The following is a 12993-nucleotide window of genomic DNA, read 5'->3' on the forward strand; positions in this document are numbered from 1 at the left end:
TGCTCCTTGAACGCTCAAGAACGATCAAGTCTGGAACTTGTTCTAGATTAGCGCGAGCAGTTACGCTCCGGCGAAAGTGCAGTGAGAAGGGGGCCGTGAGTGACCGCTGAGGCCATAGCCGCCGGGCCCCGTCCGGGTTCCGGTGCGGCTGCCGCCGGTGCGGGTGACGCCGGCGCCGGTGACCGACCGATGCGCATCGCTCTCCTCACGTACAAGGGCAACCCGTTCTGCGGGGGCCAGGGCGTGTACGTACGCCATCTGTCGCGGGAGCTCGCCCGGCTCGGGCACAGCGTGGAAGTGATCGGCGCGCAGCCGTACCCCGTGCTCGACGAGGGCGTGCCGCTCACCGAACTGCCCAGCCTCGACCTGTACCGGCAGCCCGACCCCTTCCGCACGCCGAAGCGCGACGAGTACCGGAACTGGATCGACCGGCTCGAGGTCGCCACGATGTGGACCGGCGGATTCCCCGAGCCGCTGACCTTCTCGCTGCGGGCCCGCCGCCATCTGGTCGCGCGGCGGGGGGAGTTCGACATCGTCCACGACAACCAGACGCTGGGCTACGGGCTGCTCGGCGACCTCGGCGCTCCGCTCGTCACGACGATCCACCACCCCATCACCGTCGACCGGCAGCTGGAGCTCGACGCGGCGGCCGACTGGAAGCGGCGCGCCTCCGTCCGCCGCTGGTACGGCTTCACGCGCATGCAGAAGCGGGTCGCGCGCCGGCTGCCGTCCGTGCTGACCGTCTCCGGCTCCTCGCAGCAGGAGATCGTCGACCACCTCGGGGTGCGGCAGGAGCGGGTGCGGGTCGTGCACATCGGCGCGGACGCCGACCTCTTCTCGCCCGACCCGGCGGTCGCCGAGGTGCCCGGGCGTATCGTCACCACATCCAGCGCCGACGTCCCGCTCAAGGGCCTCGTCTTCCTGGTCGAGGCGCTCGCCAAGCTCCGTACGGAACACCCGGACGCACACCTCGTCGTCGTCGGCAAGCGCGCCGAGGACGGGCCCGTGGCGCGCATGATCGAGCGGTACGGGCTGGAAGGCGCCGTCCGGTTCGTGAAGGGCATCTCCGACGCGGAGCTCGTGCACCTCGTGCGCGGCGCCCAGGTGGCGTGCGTACCGTCGCTGTACGAGGGCTTCTCGCTGCCCGCCGCCGAGGCCATGGCCACGGGGACGCCGCTCGTCGCCACGACGGGCGGAGCGATCCCGGAGGTCTCCGGGGCCGACGGCGACACGTGCCTGGCGGTGCCGCCGGGCGACGCCGGGGCCCTGGCCGCGGCCATCGGTCGGCTCCTGGGCGACCCAGAGCTGCGCCGCCGCATCGGCGCGGCGGGCCGCGACCGCGTCCTGGCCCGCTTCACCTGGGCCCGCGCGGCCCAGGGCACGGCGGACCTCTACCGCGAGGCGATCGCCGCACGCGCGGCCGCCGGAAGTGCGCGGTGACGCCCCGGCGCCCCGCGCCCACCCGATCGACCCCCGGCCGTACCACGGCCACAGGCGTGGACCAGTGGCCCACGATCCCCGCAAGGCGCGTCCCTCACCAGGGCGCCGTTACCCATCCGGAAGGGCCGAGCCCGTGCTGACCGTCGACTTCTCCCGCTTCCCGCTCGCCCCGGGCGACCGCGTGCTCGACCTGGGCTGCGGGGCCGGGCGGCACGCGTTCGAGTGCTACCGGCGCGGCGCGCAGGTCGTCGCCCTGGACCAGAACGGCGAGGAGATCCGCGAGGTCGCCAAGTGGTTCGCGGCGATGAAGGAGGCCGGGGAGGCCCCGGAGGGCGCGAGCGCCACCGCGATGGAGGGCGACGCGCTCAACCTCCCCTTCCCCGACGAGTCGTTCGACGTCGTGATCATCTCCGAGGTGATGGAGCACATCCCGGACGACAAGGGCGTGCTCGCCGAGATGGTCCGGGTGCTCAAGCCGGGCGGACGGATCGCCGTCACCGTCCCGCGCTACGGACCCGAGAAGATCTGCTGGGCGCTGTCGGACGCGTACCACGAGGTCGAGGGCGGACACATCCGCATCTACAAGGCCGACGAACTGCTCGCGAAGATGCGCGAGGCGGGTCTGAAGCCGTACGGCACACATCACGCGCACGCGCTGCACTCGCCCTACTGGTGGCTGAAGTGCGCCTTCGGCGTCGACAACGACAAGGCTCTGCCGGTCCGCGCGTACCACAAACTGCTGGTCTGGGACATCATGAAGAAGCCCCTGGTCACCCGGCTCGCCGAGCAGGCGCTCAACCCGGTCGTCGGCAAGAGCTTCGTGGCGTACGCGACCAAGCCGCACACGCCGAAGGTGGGCGCGTGACCTCCATCGGGGGTGCCCCCGGCGAAGCCAGGGGGAGCACCGAGCACCTCGTCCTGCCCGGGGTCCTCACCGCCGAGCAGGCTGCCGAGACCGTCGCCGGGATCCTCGCCGTGCAGCGTGAGGACGGGGCGATCCCCTGGTTCCGCGGGCACCACCTCGACCCGTGGGACCACACCGAGGCGGCCATGGCGCTGGACGCGGCGGGCGAGCACGACGCGGCCGGCCGCGCCTACGACTGGCTGGCACGGCACCAGCTCGCGGACGGGTCCTGGTACGCCGCGTACCAGGACCGGGGGAACGGCGTGGACACGGCCGAGCCGACGGACCGCGGCCGGGAGACCAACTTCTGCGCGTACATGGCCGTCGGCGTCTGGCACCACTATCTCGCCTCCGGCGACGACGCGTTCCTCGACCGGATGTGGCCGACGGTGTACGCCGCCGTCGAGTTCGTGCTGCGACTGCAGCAGCCCGGCGGCCAGATCGGCTGGAAGCGCGAGTCCCCCGAGGACGGGGACACGCCCGTCGAGGACGCCCTGCTGACGGGCAACTCGTCGATCCACCACGCCCTGCGCTGCGCCCTCGCGATCGCCGAGGAACGCGAGGAGCCGCAGCCGGACTGGGAGTTGGCGACCGGCGCACTCGCTCATGCGATACGCCGCCACCCGGAGCGGTTCCTCGACAAGTCCCGCTACTCGATGGACTGGTACTACCCGGTCCTCGGCGGTGCGCTGACGGGCGCCGAGGCGAAGGCGCGGATCGAGGAGCACTGGGACGCGTTCGTGGTCCCCGGGCTCGGCGTGCGGTGCGTGCTGCCGAACCCGTGGGTGACGGGCGGCGAGAGCTGCGAACTCGCCCTCGCGCTCTGGGCGATGGGCGAGTCCGACAGGGCGCTGGAGATCCTCCAGTCGATCCAGCATCTGCGCGCCGAGGGCGGCATGTACTGGACGGGTTACGTCTTCGAGGGCGACCGGGCCGTCTGGCCCGAGGAGCTCACCACCTGGACGGCGGGCTCGCTGCTGCTCGCGGTGGCCGCCCTGGGGGGAGACGAGGCGACCACCGCGGTCTTCGGCGGGGAGAGGCTGCCGCGCGGACTCGACCCGGAGTGCTGCGGGTAGGGCGCGCGCACCGGAACCGTGCACCCCGCGGGCGGGCTGGGTTTGGCGGAGCCTGCGGGCGGGCTGGGTTTGCCGGAGCCTGCGGGCGGGCCGGGTTTGCCGGAGCCTGCGGGCGGGCCGGGGATGTGTGCCCCGCGCCGGGCGGTGGGCCAGGGTGGCCGTTCTCACGCGCCAGGCGGGCTGATACGCGGCGGACGGGCTCCGCGAAGGAGCCCGTCCGGAGTGAGCGTCAGTGCCGGCGAAGACGGCCGGCCACGGCGTGTCCGGCGACGAGGTACACGACCGCGGCGAGACCGTAGCCCGCCACGACCCGCGCCCAGGTGTCGTCGAACGTGAAGAGGTCGTGCGACCAGCCGGCGAGCCAGCGGGCCACGTCCTGGACGAGGACCACCAGATCGTTGCCCCGGTTCGCCTCAAGCAGGTACATCAGGATCCACAGGCCGATGATGCCGGCCATGACGTCCGCCACGACGGTGATGACCGTCGCAGCCTGGTTCGTACCGCTGCTTCCTCTGAGAGACATAACTTTCGGGTTACCGTTTTCTGTTGAACGAAACGTGGCCGAGGTCGCCCGGGTGGCGGAACGACGGACCCCGGGAGACGCTGGCGCTTGAGGTCTCGGGGAGGTCAGGGAGGTCTGCCATGCCCACTCCGATACGCCGTACGGCCCTGGCGCTGCTGCTCTGCTGCACGCTGATCTTCGCCACCGCCGCCTGTGGTGGCGACGACGAGGCGGGAGGCTCGGCGACACCGACGACGACGGCGGAGAAGCAGAAGTTCGCCAAGACCCGGTTCGTGGCCAACGCGGGCCTCGCGGCGGGCGCGACGTACCAGTGGATCGTCAAGCCCTACCGCGCGGGCAAGTTCAAGAAGGGCGCGGAGGGCCAGAAGCTCGCCCTGGTGAAGGCGGGCCTCGCGGGCGCGTTCGCGTACAACAGGCTCAAGGCGGCGTCGGACAACGCCAAGGGCGACCCGCTGCTCTCGAAGGCCGTCGCGCCGATCACCGCGGGCATCGAGGGTCTGAAGGGCCTCGGCACCAAGCTCCGCAACGGCCAGGCGAGCGACGCCGACGTCGGTGCCTTCGAGGACGTCATCAACCAGGTCAAGGTCGCGGGCAAGAGCGCGGGCGCCGAGGTGAAGGACAAGGTGCCGTCCACCGCCCAGCTCAGCGGCGGCTGAGCCGGGTCGCGCCGGTCACGGTGGCCGCCGGCGCGCCGGGTGGGCCGGGTGGCCCGTGATCGGGTGTGGCTACTTGTCGCACGTCCCCTGGTCGGCCTGGGACCGCTTGACATCGACCTTCTTCGGCGGAGCGAGGGGCGTGCCGGCCTCCTTGAAGTCCGGCCCGAGGACGAGCTTCATCGGCTCCGTGTCGGCGGAGTCCGTCGTGCCGGGCTTCAGTGCCGAGGCGGGCAGGCCCATGAGGTCCGCGAGCTTACGGGCCTGGTCGGCCTGGTTCGGCGCGTACTCCAGTGTCGTCTTGGCAACGTCCTCCGGGGCGTTGCCGATGCTGCTGGACATCGGTACGCCCCTGGAGTCCTGCAGCCAGGTCAGGACGTTCCTCGCCGACCCGCTCGGGGCGCCGCCGTTGGCGATGTCGACGCGCACGGCCGCCTCGTCCGCGCGAGGGCCTTCGAGCAGGGCGGCCTGCTTGTCCTTGGCTTCCTTCTGCTTCTTCTTCACCTCGGTGAAGGAGACGTCGTTCTGCAGCATACTGAAGACCTGCGGGGCCTCGACCGGGTGCAGAACGACGGTGACGGGTGGGTTCGTCCGGGTTGTCGATCACCGGCACCGTCAACAAGGTGATGTTCTTCAGATCGATCTTGCTGAGTTCCTTGGCGAGGGTGACCAGTTTGCCGGCGCTTCCTATCCCCTTGTCCACGGTGAGGGACTTGGTCGCCGCCTCGGCGACGTCGAGCATCTTCGTCGGGCTGCCCAGCGTGTCTTCCTTCAGCTGCCGGATCATCGATGCGACGAAGTTCTGCTGCATCTCGATGCGGTCCAAGTCGCTCTCGTTCTTGAGACCGTGTCGGTTACGGAGGAATGCGAGCGCATCTTCGCCCTCGATCCTGCTTTCCCCGGCCGGCAGATCGAGCTTGGTTCCGCCGTCCTCGTCCTTGAGGGGGTTCTTCAGACACACCTTGACGCCGCCGACCGCGGTGGACAGCGTCTTGACCGCGTTGAAGTCGAACATCATGAAGTGGTCGACCTCAAGGCCCGTGATGTTCTCGACCGTACGCATGGTGCAGCCCGGATCGCGGCCGTTCACACCGTAGGACTCGTTGAACTTGGTGGTGTTCGTCGAGCCGGGGACGACCTTGGTCGAGCCGTCGGGCTCGTGGGTCTCGCAGTCCGGGATCTTGGTCATGAGGTCCCGGGGGAGGCTCAGCACGGTCGCGTTGGTGCGGTCCCCGGAGACGTGGAAGAGCAGCGTGGTGTCGGCGTGACCGGTGACGTTGTCCCGGTTGCCGTAGCTCTCGTTGCCTTTGCCGACCCGTACGTCGTTGCCGATGATCAGGATGTTGACCGGGCCGTCCCCCAGCACGCTGTCGCTGCCCACGTCACCGATGTCGACGGTGTTGATGTTGCCGTCGAGGCGGTCGTACCAGTAGTACGCATACGCCGAGCTGCCGACGAGGATGAAGGCGAGGGCGCCCCCGGTCCATATCAGCGCCTTCTTCTTGCCGCCCCTCTTCTGCTGCTTGCGCTTGCGGCGGCCGGAGCCGCGCGTGTCGTCCGGAGCGGGTGCGGCGTGGGGGCCGCGCCGGCCGGGGACGCGGACGGGCGCGGTGGTGCGGCCGCGGGAGGCGCTGCGGGGGCGGGGCGGCCTCGTCTGCTCCGGGGAACTGGTCAGTCGCAGTTCGTAGTCGCCGGTGTCGGGATCGAGCACCCACTGGTCGGCAGGGTCGATCTCGTCCGCCCGCCCACGGCTGTGCGCATCCAAGGTTGTCCCGGTCCTCCGTCCGGTGCCACACGAGTCGCCTCCCCATGGCGCTCGGTTGTTCGATGCGTCACGCTATCCGGCCCGTTCGGCATTGGCGACGTCCGTGGCAAGTCCACGGCGCCGGGAACCGGGCATAGTCGGCAATCCGCCGCATCGCCGCGTTGGTTTTGACATTGCTTTACTCGCAAGCGGCTCTGGCGGCACCGGTTCCAGGGAAACGGGCCCGTCCTGGCTCGGGAAGGCACGTTCGAGTTTCGGCCGGCATCCGGCCCTCGACCGAAGCGGCGAGGCTAGGTGTTCAGCTCGGCCAGTACGCGCAGGGTGTGCGGGTCCGGTGCCGTGACCAGAAGGTCCGTCACCGGGCCCTTGCGCCACAACTCCAGGCGCTCGGCGATGCGTTCGCGGGGGCCGACGAGCGAGATCTCGTCGGCGAAGGCGTCCGGGACGGCCAGCACCGCCTCCTCGCGCCGGCCGTCGGCGAACAGCCGCTGGATGTGCCGGGCTTCGTCCTCGTATCCCATCCGCGCCATCAGATCGGCGTGGAAGTTGCGGGCGGCGTGGCCCATGCCGCCGATGTAGAAGCCGAGCATCGCCTTGACGGGCAGCAGCCCTTCGGCCACGTCGTCGCAGACGGCGGCCCGTGCCATCGGCGCGATCATGAAGTCCGGGGTGAGTGCGGTCAGCGACGCCTGGTAGACGTCCGTCCGGAGCGGGGACCAGTACAGCGGGAGCCAGCCGTCGGCGATCCGGGTCGTCTGGGCGATGTTCTTCGGTCCTTCCGCGCCCAGCAGGACGGGCAGTCCGGCGCGGAGTGGGTGGGTGATCGGCTTCAGTGGCCTGCCGAGGCCGGTGCCGTCCTCGCCCGCGTACGGGTGCGTGTGAAAGCGGCCGGCGAGCTCGACGGGGGCCTCGCGGCGCAGGACCTGGCGGATGACGTCCACGTACTCACGGGTCGCCGTCAGCGGGCTCTTCGGGAACGGGCGCCCGTACCAGCCCTCCACCACCTGCGGCCCCGACAGCCCGAGGCCGAGCATCATCCGGCCGCCGGAGAGATGGTCGAGGGTGAGCGCGTGCATCGCGGTCGCGGTGGGGGTGCGGGCGGCCATCTGCGCGACGGCCGTGCCCAGCCGGATACGGGTGGTGTGCGCGGCGATCCAGGTCAGCGGCGTGAACGCGTCGGATCCCCATGCCTCGGCGGTCCAGACCGAGTCGTATCCGAGGCGCTCGGCCTCGCGGGCGAGGTCGAGGTGGGCGAGGTCCGGGCCGCGCCCCCAGTAGCCGAGTGCGAGTCCGAGCCGCATACGCGTCTCTCCCGTTCTGACGTACCGTCAGTTATCTGTTCCGGGGCGACTGTACGACAACGGCCCCCCGCCCGGAAGGGCGAGGGGCCGCGGCGTCGGGAAGGCGGTGCGTCAGCCGCGCTGGATGCCTGAGGTGTCCTGGAGGACGCCGCGCCGGCCGTCCTGCGTCTGGGCCACCAGGGCGGGACCGCGCTGCTCGACCGCGAGGTACCAGGTGCCGGGCGCGAGCTCGGCGATCGGTGTCGGCGAGCCGTCCTCCGCGAACAGCGGCCGGGCCACCGGCACCGCGAACCAGAACGGCGCGAAGTCCGCGGCCGGCGCGGGGCCGCCCTGCTGCGGGTGGCCACCGTAAGGCTGCGGCTGCCCCGGCTGCCCCTGCTGACCGGGCTGACCGGGCTGCATGCCGTACGGCTGCTGGGCGCCCGGGTAGCCGTAACCGCCCTGCGGCTGCGCGCCGTACGGCTGCGGGGCCTGCGGACGTGGGGCGGGGATCAGAGCGCCCTTGAGGGCCGGGACGAGCGGGGTGGCGACGGCCGCGGCGGCGAGGACGAGGGAGGCGATCAGGCCGAGGATGAGGCCGACGCCGGCGCTCACGTTGTCGCCGAGGTCGACGATGGTCCAGAAGAAGTTCCACGCGACGAAGATCGTGGCGGCGACGCCGAACTGGGCGAGGTCGATGCCCGCGATCTTGCGGGGCTGCGGCAGACCGTGGGCCACCGCGATGCAGGCCGCGCCGATCACGCCCACCATGTACACACCGAGCGCGTTCCCGAGGGAGCCCCAGGCGTTCGGGGGGTCGATGCCGAGGGGGCCGTCGTACGAGACGACATCGAGGAACGAGGCGATGAACAGCACCACCGCTGCTCCGATCACCACGCCATCGCCTCGAGTGAGGGAGCGGATGTTCACGTGAAGGTCCTTAGTCGTTGCGTCGGTCGGCGCGGTCGTCGGTGCCGCCGGTCGGCGGTGCACGGCGCGAAGGTCAGGGGCGGGCCCCATCGTACGGACGCTGTGCTGGTCCGGGGGGGCACCCCCCGGACCCCGGCATGAAGCAATCTATCGCTCGACGCAACTACCCCATCAGGTAGGTGGTGATGCCGTCGGCCATCCCCTGCGCCGCCTTCTGCCGCCACTCCGGGCTCTTCAACAATGCTGCGTCCTTCGCGTCACGCATGTTGCCGCATTCGATGAACACCTTGGGAACGGCGGACAGGTTCAGGCCGCCGAGGTCCTTGCGCACGTCCAACCCGGTGCCTTTGCCCACGTAGTTGGAGCGTGAGCTGCCTGTGGCGTCGGCGAACGCCCCGGCGATGCGCTCGCCGAGCTCGCGCGACGGGCCGACGATCTTCGTCGTGTCCGCGGTTCCGTCCTTCACCGGTGCGGGCAGGATCACATGGAATCCGCGGTCGCCGGAGGCGGCGCCGTCGGCATGGACGGAGATCATGGCATCCGCGGCGGCCTTGTTCCCGATACGGGCGCGTTCGTCCACACACGGGCCGAACGGGCGGTCGTCGTCCTGGGTGAATCGGACGGTTGCGCCCTGCTTCTCCAGCAGCGTGCGAAGACGATGTGAAACATCGAGGGTGAATGCGGCCTCGGTGTAACCATCGTTGGTGGCCGTGCCCGTGGTGTCGCATTCTTTGCGATTCGTCCCGATATCCACGAGCTTGTTGATCTCACGGGTGTGCCGGAAGTTGCCGGGGTTGTGACCGGGGTCGACCACGACGACCTTTCCGGCGAGGGGAAGGGTGCTCGGGCCGGGGGTCGGTGTGGTGGGTGTGGCGGCGGTGCCACTCGGCCTGGACTGTCCCTTCGGGGAATCGCTCACCCCGGTGGTCTGGGCGCACCCGGCCGCGCAGGCCGTCGCCAGGGCGACGACCGCGACGAGGGGGAGGCGCGGGCGGTTCCGGGCGTACTGGTCGTACGGCTCGTTCGTCACGTTCGTAGACACGTCGCGATGCTAGTGGGCCGGCTCAGATCCCCGGCCCGGTGCGACGCAGGACACGCAGCGAGTCCGTCGCCGAGACCTCGGTGAACGCGCCGGACCCCAGCGCCCTGAGGTAGATCCGGTACGGCGCCTGGCCGGTCCATTCGTCCACCGGGTCCGGGAACACGTCGTGGATGACGAGGAGGCCGCCCTCGGCCACGTGCGGGGCCCAGCCCTCGTAGTCGTTCGTGGCGTGCTCGTCGGTGTGCCCGCCGTCGATGAAGACCAGCCCGACCTCCCGGCCCCACACCTTCGCCACCTGCGGCGACCGCCCGACGACCGCGATCACGTGGTCCTCCAGGCCCGCCTTGTGCAGGGTGCGGCGGAACGTCGGCAGCGTGTCCATCCGGCCCACCTCGGGGTCCACGACCGTGGCGTCGTGGTACTCCCAGCCGGGCTGCTGCTCCTCGCTGCCCCGGTGGTGGTCGACCGTGACCGCGACGGTCCCGGCCTCGCGGGCGGCGTCCGCGAGCAGGATCGTTGACCGCCCGCAGTACGTCCCCACCTCCAGCAGCGGCAGCCCGAGCGCCGCCCCGGCCTCCGCGGCCGCCGCGTGGAGGGCGAGCCCCTCGCGTACGGGCATGAACCCCTTGGCTGCCTCGAAGGCGGCGAGGACCTCCGGCTCGGGGGCGGCGGGGGTGGCGGCTGCCATGGCGGGTCCTCCGGCTCGTGCGGGCGTCGGGCGTACTGGGCGGTCACATCGTAGGCGGAGGTGCGGTTACGTGATTTCACCATCGGTGAGCGACCGGACGGTTACTCTCGGCTACGCAGCTCTCTGGCGAAACGACCGCCGCACGGCGTGACTTGGGGGTGACCGCCTCATGGTCCACATCCGCGACCTCGATCCCAGCGCCTCGCCGCTGGACTACTACGGCTCCGAGCTGCGCCGGCTGAGAGAAGAGGCCGGACTGAAGCAGGGCGAGCTGGGCGGCTGCGTCTTCTGCACGGGGTCGCTGATCGGCCAGATCGAGACGGCGAGGAAGGTCCCGACGAGGGACTTCAGCGAGCGGGTGGACGCGGCGCTGGGTACGGGCGGGCTGTTCTCGCGGCTGGTGGGACTGGTGCTGAGGAGCCAGCTGCCGAGCTGGTTCCAGGCGTACGCGGAGATGGAGGCGAAGGCGACCTACATCTCCACGTACCAGGCGCAGTTGGTGTACGGGCTCCTGCAGACGGAGGAGTACGCGCGGGCGGTGCTCGCCGTCGACCATCCGGACACGCTCGACGCTGCCGTGGCGGCCCGTATGGACCGGCAGCGCATCCTGGCTCGCGAGAACCCGCCTGTGCTGTGGACAGTGCTGGACGAGGCGGTGCTGCACCGGGAGATCGGGGGCCGCGAAGTCATGCGGAATCAACTCGCCCACCTGTTGAGCCTCCGCGACCGGCACTGGGTGGACGTCCAGGTGCTGCCCTTCTCGGTCGGGCAGCACGCGGGAATGATGGGGTCGTTCACTGTCCTGCGCTTCGAGAGCGACCCGGATCTCCACTACAGCGAGAGCTATGACTCCGGCCATATGACCGCCAACCCGCAAGTGATCAAAGAGCGTTCGGTCGGTTACGCTCGCCTCCAGGCCGAGGCCCTCTCTCCCAGGGAATCGGCGGCGCTGATCGCTCGCGTTATGGAGGAACGTTATGGGCACCATCCAGGACCTGACGGGCGTGCAGTGGCGTAAGTCGTCGTACAGCGGCTCCAGCGGCGGCGAGTGCGTCGAGTGCGTCCCCATCGGAGGCGCCGCCTGGCGTAAGTCCTCGTACAGCGGCTCCAGCGGCGGCGACTGCGTCGAGATCGCCGCCCGGCCCCGCCGCGTCGCCGTCCGCGACTCCAAGAACCCCGAGGGACCCGTCTTCGCCGTCGCCCCCGCCGCCTTCGCCGCCTTCGCCGCGTTCGTCGCGGCCGCCGCCGACGACACCGTCTGAGGCGACGCACCGGGGTGAGCCGTGCCCGGCCCGGGTCGTGTCGGCGCCGGGCGGTGCCGGTGAGCCGGGAAGCTCGGCGGCATGGATGCCGCACTCGACGCCGTACTGCACGCCCTGTCCCTCGCCGGGTCCATGGCGTGGGAGATCACCTGGGCCCTGATCCTGGGCTTCACGCTGTCCGCGGTCGTGCAGGCGGTGGTCCGCAAGTCCACCGTGGTGTCCCTCCTCGGCGACGACAGGCCGCGCAGTCTGGCGGTCGCGGCCGGACTCGGCGTGGCCTCCTCGTCGTGCTCGTACGCTGCCGTCGCCCTCGCGCGCTCGCTGTTTCGCAAAGGGGCGAACTTCACCGCGGCGATGGCCTTCGAGATCGCCTCGACGAACCTCGTCGTCGAGCTGGGGGTCATCCTGGCGCTGCTGATGGGATGGCAGTTCACCGCGGCCGAGTTCGCGGGCGGGCCCATCATGATCGTCGTCCTCGCCGTGCTGTTCCGGCTGTTCCTGCGCGAGAGGCTGCTGCGGGAGGCGCGTGAGCAGGCCGAGCGCGGAGTGGCCGGCTCCATGGAAGGCCACGCGGCGATGGACATGTCCATCCCGAGCGAGGGTTCCTTCCGGCGCAGGCTGCTGTCGGGCGCGGGCTTCACCGCCACGGCGCACGTCTTCGTCATGGAGTGGGCGGCGATCCTGCGGGACCTCGTCCTGGGCCTGCTGGTCGCCGGGGCCGTCGCCGCATGGGTGCCGGACTCCTTCTGGAGCGCGTTCTTCTTCGAGGGGCATCCGCTGGCCGCGAAGCTGTGGGGCCCGCTGATCGGGCCGCTCGTCGCCATCGCGTCGTTCGTCTGCTCGGTCGGCAACGTGCCGCTCGCCGTGGTGCTCTGGAACGGCGGGATCAGCTTCGGCGGGGTCATCGCCTTCATCTTCGCCGACCTGCTGATCGTGCCGATCCTGAACATCTACCGGAAGTACTACGGGGCGCGGATGGCCGCCTTCATCCTCGCCACGTTCTACACCGCCATCGTCGCCGCGGCCTATGTCGTGGAGTTCGTCTTCGGGGCCCTCGGGATCATCCCGGACCGGTCCACCGCGAAGATCCCCGACGAGGGCGTGTCCTGGAACTACACGACCTTTCTCAACATCGCCTTCCTGCTGCTCGCGGCGGTCTTCGTGGTGCGCTTCCTGCGCACCGGCGGCGCGGGCATGCTCCGCGCCATGGGCGGTGCCCCCGCCGCGCCCTGATACGGGCCGCTCTCCGGCCGCGCGTCCGACCGCGACGGCGACGGCGACGGCGACGGCGACCGCGACGGCGACGGCGACCGCGACGGCGACCGCGACCGCGACCGCGACGGCGACGGCGACCGCGACCGCGACGGCGACCGCGACCGCTCGACACTCACCGTCCACGACCGACCGCGGACCGGCACTCCGTCTGGTCG

12 protein-coding genes and 1 pseudogene are annotated in these 12993 nt (G+C 70.8%); 7 read left to right on the top strand and 6 right to left on the bottom strand.

What is annotated here, in order from left to right; translation table 11 throughout:
• Window positions 1–99 precede the first annotated feature (99 nt).
• The 3 genes from ACWCP0_RS18015 (at window position 100) to ACWCP0_RS18025 (ending at window position 3420) form a co-directional block, all read left to right on the top strand.
• Window positions 100–1440, top strand: coding sequence for a glycosyltransferase family 4 protein (locus tag ACWCP0_RS18015; RefSeq protein ID WP_451079764.1), 1341 nt, complete (start codon window positions 100–102; stop codon window positions 1438–1440).
• Window positions 1441–1573: 133 nt separating this feature from the next.
• Window positions 1574–2305: a class I SAM-dependent methyltransferase gene (locus ACWCP0_RS18020; protein ID WP_351230375.1), complete on the top strand. Its 732-nt coding sequence runs from the start codon at window positions 1574–1576 to the stop codon at window positions 2303–2305.
• A 5-nt stretch (window positions 2306–2310) separates the two neighbouring features.
• Window positions 2311–3420 (top strand): prenyltransferase, encoded by a 1110-nt coding sequence (locus tag ACWCP0_RS18025; RefSeq protein ID WP_451079856.1) that lies wholly within the window; start codon window positions 2311–2313, stop codon window positions 3418–3420.
• Between the two features lie 229 nt (window positions 3421–3649).
• Here the strand turns inward: ACWCP0_RS18025 and ACWCP0_RS18030 are convergent, their stop codons facing one another.
• The gene (locus tag ACWCP0_RS18030; protein ID WP_351230377.1) at window positions 3650–3943 is read right to left on the bottom strand and encodes a hypothetical protein; all 294 of its coding nucleotides are present in this window, start codon (window positions 3941–3943) and stop codon (window positions 3650–3652) included.
• A 119-nt stretch (window positions 3944–4062) separates the two neighbouring features.
• Here ACWCP0_RS18030 and ACWCP0_RS18035 point away from each other — a divergent pair, with 119 nt between their 5' ends.
• Window positions 4063–4599 (top strand): hypothetical protein, encoded by a 537-nt coding sequence (locus ACWCP0_RS18035; protein ID WP_451079765.1) that lies wholly within the window; start codon window positions 4063–4065, stop codon window positions 4597–4599.
• A gap of 69 nt (window positions 4600–4668) precedes the next feature.
• Here the strand turns inward: ACWCP0_RS18035 and ACWCP0_RS18040 are convergent.
• From ACWCP0_RS18040 to ACWCP0_RS18060, 5 genes and pseudogenes are all read right to left on the bottom strand, one after another.
• A pseudogene (locus ACWCP0_RS18040) lies at window positions 4669–6361 on the bottom strand (LCP family protein).
• A 290-nt stretch (window positions 6362–6651) separates the two neighbouring features.
• On the bottom strand, window positions 6652–7662 hold the full coding sequence (locus ACWCP0_RS18045) for an LLM class F420-dependent oxidoreductase (protein ID WP_451079766.1): 1011 nt from the start codon (window positions 7660–7662) through the stop codon (window positions 6652–6654).
• Between the two features lie 111 nt (window positions 7663–7773).
• Window positions 7774–8571 carry a hypothetical protein gene (locus ACWCP0_RS18050; RefSeq protein WP_451079767.1) on the bottom strand — a complete coding sequence of 266 codons (798 nt, stop codon included), beginning with the start codon at window positions 8569–8571 and terminating at the stop codon, window positions 7774–7776.
• 163 nt (window positions 8572–8734) lie between these two features.
• Complete coding sequence (locus ACWCP0_RS18055) at window positions 8735–9613, bottom strand: N-acetylmuramoyl-L-alanine amidase (RefSeq protein WP_451079768.1); 879 nt, start codon at window positions 9611–9613, stop codon at window positions 8735–8737.
• 22 nt (window positions 9614–9635) lie between these two features.
• The gene (locus ACWCP0_RS18060; protein ID WP_451079769.1) at window positions 9636–10301 is read right to left on the bottom strand and encodes a class I SAM-dependent methyltransferase; all 666 of its coding nucleotides are present in this window, start codon (window positions 10299–10301) and stop codon (window positions 9636–9638) included.
• Window positions 10302–10470: 169 nt separating this feature from the next.
• On the opposite strand from ACWCP0_RS18060, the gene ACWCP0_RS18065 reads away from it, so the two are divergent.
• The 3 genes from ACWCP0_RS18065 to ACWCP0_RS18075 all read left to right on the top strand — a co-directional run bounded on the left by ACWCP0_RS18065 (window position 10471) and on the right by ACWCP0_RS18075 (window position 12796).
• Window positions 10471–11319 carry a helix-turn-helix domain-containing protein gene (locus ACWCP0_RS18065; RefSeq protein ID WP_451079770.1) on the top strand — a complete coding sequence of 283 codons (849 nt, stop codon included), beginning with the start codon at window positions 10471–10473 and terminating at the stop codon, window positions 11317–11319.
• A complete protein-coding gene (locus ACWCP0_RS18070; protein ID WP_451079771.1) occupies window positions 11279–11563 on the top strand; it encodes a DUF397 domain-containing protein in 285 nt (94 codons plus the stop codon). Before ACWCP0_RS18065 ends, ACWCP0_RS18070 begins: the two co-directional genes overlap by 41 nt.
• An 81-nt stretch (window positions 11564–11644) precedes the next feature.
• Window positions 11645–12796 (top strand): permease, encoded by a 1152-nt coding sequence (locus ACWCP0_RS18075; protein ID WP_451079772.1) that lies wholly within the window; start codon window positions 11645–11647, stop codon window positions 12794–12796.
• The last annotated feature ends 197 nt before the right edge of the window (window positions 12797–12993 follow it).

The organism is Streptomyces sp. NPDC001970 (assembly GCF_053594115.1).

What these genes read in the sequence shown, in the direction of transcription:
- ACWCP0_RS18045 (WP_451079766.1), bottom strand. Translation starts at nt 7,662, where the DNA reads ATGCGGCTCGGACTCGCACTCGGCTACTGGGGGCGCGGCCCGGACCTC.
- ACWCP0_RS18035 (WP_451079765.1), top strand. Translation starts at nt 4,063, where the DNA reads ATGCCCACTCCGATACGCCGTACGGCCCTGGCGCTGCTGCTCTGCTGC.
- ACWCP0_RS18065 (WP_451079770.1), top strand. Translation starts at nt 10,471, where the DNA reads ATGGTCCACATCCGCGACCTCGATCCCAGCGCCTCGCCGCTGGACTAC.
- ACWCP0_RS18070 (WP_451079771.1), top strand. Translation starts at nt 11,279, where the DNA reads ATGGGCACCATCCAGGACCTGACGGGCGTGCAGTGGCGTAAGTCGTCG.
- ACWCP0_RS18030 (WP_351230377.1), bottom strand. Translation starts at nt 3,943, where the DNA reads ATGTCTCTCAGAGGAAGCAGCGGTACGAACCAGGCTGCGACGGTCATC.
- ACWCP0_RS18075 (WP_451079772.1), top strand. Translation starts at nt 11,645, where the DNA reads ATGGATGCCGCACTCGACGCCGTACTGCACGCCCTGTCCCTCGCCGGG.
- ACWCP0_RS18060 (WP_451079769.1), bottom strand. Translation starts at nt 10,301, where the DNA reads ATGGCAGCCGCCACCCCCGCCGCCCCCGAGCCGGAGGTCCTCGCCGCC.